The organism is Candidatus Chordibacter forsetii, from assembly GCF_964187505.1.
Classification (GTDB): domain Bacteria; phylum Verrucomicrobiota; class Verrucomicrobiia; order Opitutales; family Seribacteraceae; genus Chordibacter; species Chordibacter forsetii.
Genome location: NZ_CAXLML010000114.1, coordinates 1 through 4,271 on the forward strand (window position 1 = coordinate 1; position 4,271 = coordinate 4,271).

At 49.5% G+C, this 4,271-nt stretch carries 1 protein-coding gene; it reads left to right on the top strand.

The annotated features are described in order from the left end of the window. A partial coding sequence (locus tag ACKPQ4_RS05325; RefSeq protein ID WP_407680167.1) for a LamG-like jellyroll fold domain-containing protein occupies positions 1-4,271 on the top strand: 4,271 nt, incomplete at both ends.

Here is a 4,271-nt window from a genome sequence, read left to right on the forward strand (position 1 = left end):
TCGGCTGATAAAACCGCACCCGATGCGGTCTCCCGCACACCCCAGTACATTGGCCGTTCAGATGCTTCCAATAATAGTAAATACTTTGCTGGCGACTTAGATGAGGTGCGTCTATACAAAGTAGCTCTGTCTGCTGACGAAGTTTCTGCGGTCTACTCAGAGACCAACGGTACCACCTGGTACACCGTGACTTCCAACTCGGGCACAGATTACTCTGCCACCGGCTTGCCCAGTGGATTATCGATCAATCCAACCACCGGTGAAATCAGTGGCCACACAGCCGTCACGGGCGACCATAATGTCACCGTCACCGCGAACAATCTATCGGGTTCCGACTCCAAAGTCGTTACCATTACGATCAACCCTAGTGCTCCACTTCTCAAAAGTGCTTACACTGTGACCCGCGAGTCCGACCTGCTTGGATGGTTTAAGTTTGATGAGACAACCGGTACCACCGCCACCAACTATGGTGCGGAAGGATCGGCTGCCACGCTAATGAGTGGTGCGGTTTTCAGCACCCTCGAGAAAAAGTTTGGGGCATCTGCTTTGAATATACCTACCGGGAGCACTGGTGCGTATGCGAAAGTAACCTCGCCTATTGATTTGGGGAATGATAGTGCATCGGATCCATTCTCGCTATCCACTTGGTTTAAGAAACTGTATCCTGCTACCGCTTATCGAACTTTAACCCGCGGTTCAAATACAAACCACCAAGTTATTGTAAGCAATAATAGCAATGAATTAGGTACCCACACAAACTGGGTGGGGTCGGGTTACAACCTCGTCCCGTCAGCTTCCGCCTCCACCTGGCAACACTTGGTCGCCACCTTTGATGGATCGAGAACCAAGTTCTACATCGACGGTTCTTATGTTGGCCAACTAGATGCATCTGAAGGAGATAATATCTATGCTATCGGTAACTACCAAGGTGGAAGCCAACGCTTCGCTGAATACCTCGATGACTTCCGGGTTTATGGGGTGACTCTCTCTGCCGGCGACATCACCAATATCTACGGTCGTGGAAATGGGGATGTATTTCCGGTGACTGCGGGTTCAAGCTACGCCACCGCCACCGCCACCTTAGTTGAGACTGGTGGAGCGGATACTACGATGACCGTGTTTTATGACACCGTGGATAAAGGGACGAGCAATACACTTCTCAGTCCGTTAGGACAGCCCAATCTTAAACTTTGGATGGATGCGGATGATACCAACAGCTTCCAGCTAAGTGGTTCCAATGTCATAAAATGGTACAACAAAGCAGGTAGCGATTATGCATTTGATCAAAAGACTGGAGATCCTACCCGCACTGTTGTGAACGGAAAAAATGTGGTCAACTTCGATGGTAATGATCAACTCTGGACAGACAATAGTTTCATCGCATCTAATTATTCTATTTTATCGGTTTCACGATTAACTGGAGGTCAAAATGCCCGCGTTATCGCAAGCAAAGATAAAAATTGGCTTATGGGATTTCATGGTGGCTATAATAACCGATTCTATTACGAGGGTTGGGTTATACAGGCAAATGAAGCTGCAGATACAAACTGGCACTTACATGCGCTTACCATGAATAATTCTGACCAGGCCAACACATGGACAAATGCAGTTCAGAGCACTACCAATGGTACCGGAGCTCACAATTCCAACTATTCACCCGGTAAGCTCTCTTTGGGTGCTCAAACAAACCTCAGCCAAGCATCCAAAGGAGAAGTTGCGGAACTTCTTGTATTTGACCGTGTAATTTCCACTTCTGACCGTCAAAAACTCGAGCGATATCTTGCCGTAAAATGGGGTCTTACCCTACCTTCATCGGTGCCCGGTTGGCAAAACGGTTACACCCTACCCAACGCTCAAAGTGCGGGCGATATTGCTCTATCAATGAACGGTCTAACGGCGAGTACCAACTACGTTTTCCGGATTGCGGCGAACAACTCCAAGGGCACAGCATGGTCGGATGCCTACTCCGTGCTCACCAACTCCCAGGCCCAAGCACCTGCAATTTCTGCAGATGCCGCCACTTCCGTGGCGGGCACCACCGCAACCACCAACGGCACCATCCTCTCCTACGATGGCGCTGACCAACCTGGAGTGCGTCTTTATTATGGGGATGATATCGATTTCCAATTGGGATGGAGAGAGGCTCACCTCACTGGAGATGCCGACTCAGGCATAACAAGTGATGATTCTTACACTCATGCCATTAATATAGGCTCAGCAACAAATGTTACAGTTAATGGGGTCACCTTTACTGGAGAAGGTAATGGAGGTTCCACCAATTCAGGTACAAATTGGAATATTACAACTGGTTTTACCGGGCACTTAAATGATTCATGGATGGCTGGACAACCTAGCTACAATTCTACTGTTCTGGGTAATATCGGCACGGTTTTAGATAAAGGATTTCGTTTCGGTAGCACCGGCGGCTATCAGAAAATAAAGCTAACCGGTCTGACGGATGGTCAGGTCTACACCTTCACTACCTACAATCAATCATGGTCGGGAAGCCGTACCATGAAAGTAAGTTGCTCGGACCTTCCAGGAGCAACCTTCTCCTTCAACCAGGATAAATACCAGGACAGTGCTTATGATGGTTTATTGGTCGAGTGCACTTATGTAGCAGATGGTACGGAAGCCGAATTTACCGTTGAAGATGTGAGTGCAAGCATGCACCTCTATGCCTTCAGCAACCGGGTAGCCAGTTCCAGCACCGGTGTGGATGTGAGCGGAGCCGGGGCGGTGGGCACCTTCTCGAAGAGCCTGACCGGACTGTCCGCAGGTTCCCGATATGAATATGCTTTTGTGGCCACCAACAATGGGGGAGCCACCCAGTCGAACACCAACAGCTTTGTAACTCTTGGTCTGCCACAGGTACTCACTCCAGGAGCCACCGATGTGACCAAGACCAGCGTTACCCTGAACGCAGACCTAAACTCCACCGGGGGTGCAACCTACACCACCGGAGAGCCTTTCTCTGGATCTTCGGTATCTGGATTGCTGATGTGGATGGATGGGAACGACCCCGATGGGGACGGCACACCAAACTCCAGTAACTACAACCTCGCCAATGGTACGGGTTGGCAGGACAAATCAGGGAATGGTAGACATGCATCCAATGTGGATGGTAGTCCAGCCTTTGAAACCAATGGGCTCAATGGAAAAGGCGTTGTGTATTTCAATGGAACCAATAATGCCTACATTTCAAGCACGTCCAGCCTCGCAGCACACACAGAAAATTTCTCTATCTTTTTACTTTCAAAAGACGAGGGAACTTCTAGCCATTCCGGTCATATACAATCGCCCTACAACAACAATGGTTGGTCCTTTGGTGTTAGGTACGGACATATTAAAAATGTGGCCTATTTCAATGGCTGGCTTTACCCGCAATCACAAGATACTGATAGCCAGGACACCTCAAACTTTCACATTTATCAAGCCACTCTCAGTGATACAGATGTTGGGAATGTTTGGTTAGATGGCGTAAAAGTTATGACCGACGGCACAGGAGCCAACGATGGCACCAGCCGTAAACCTGGTCAAATAAGCTTTGGCGGAGATAACCGTGGCAACCACACCCGGTCAAAATCGAGAATTGCGGAATTCTTTATTCTCAACCGAGTGGTACCCGAAACGGAGCGTTTAAAAATTGAAGGATATTTAGCCCGCAAATGGGGCTTAATGAATACGATGTTCTCCGCAGCACACCCCTACTACACCAGCGATCCTTACCAACCCACCGTTACCCAGGGTGGTGAGAACGCCGCGATCACTTTCTACTGGGGTGACAACAACGGCAGTACGACTCCGGCCAACTGGGATACCCCTGTGGCAATCTCTGGAACCCATGGAGTAGGAGTGATCTCCACACCTCTTACCGGACTGACCAAGGGTACGACCTATTACTACACCGCCAAAGCAGTGACCTCAGCGGGAACATCTTGGGGACCAGTTCAGACATTTGTACCGGCCAACACCGCACTCAATAAATACTCCATTTCTGATCTCGCCCTTTGGGTGGATGCCTCCGATTTAAATGGAGATGGCACCACCGATTCGGTGACCAATGGGACCGCTGTCTCGGCATGGACAGACAAGTCGCTGACTTCTGCTACGGTTAACCAGACGACCACCGATAACCAACCGACCCGCCAGGCAAATTCTTTTGGAAGCAAGCCATCGATACGCTTTGATGGTACGAATGACTTCCTTAACATCTCCTCCCTGAGGGCAAACAACGGAGCTTACTCTGTCTATGCCTCTGTACGCCGTGC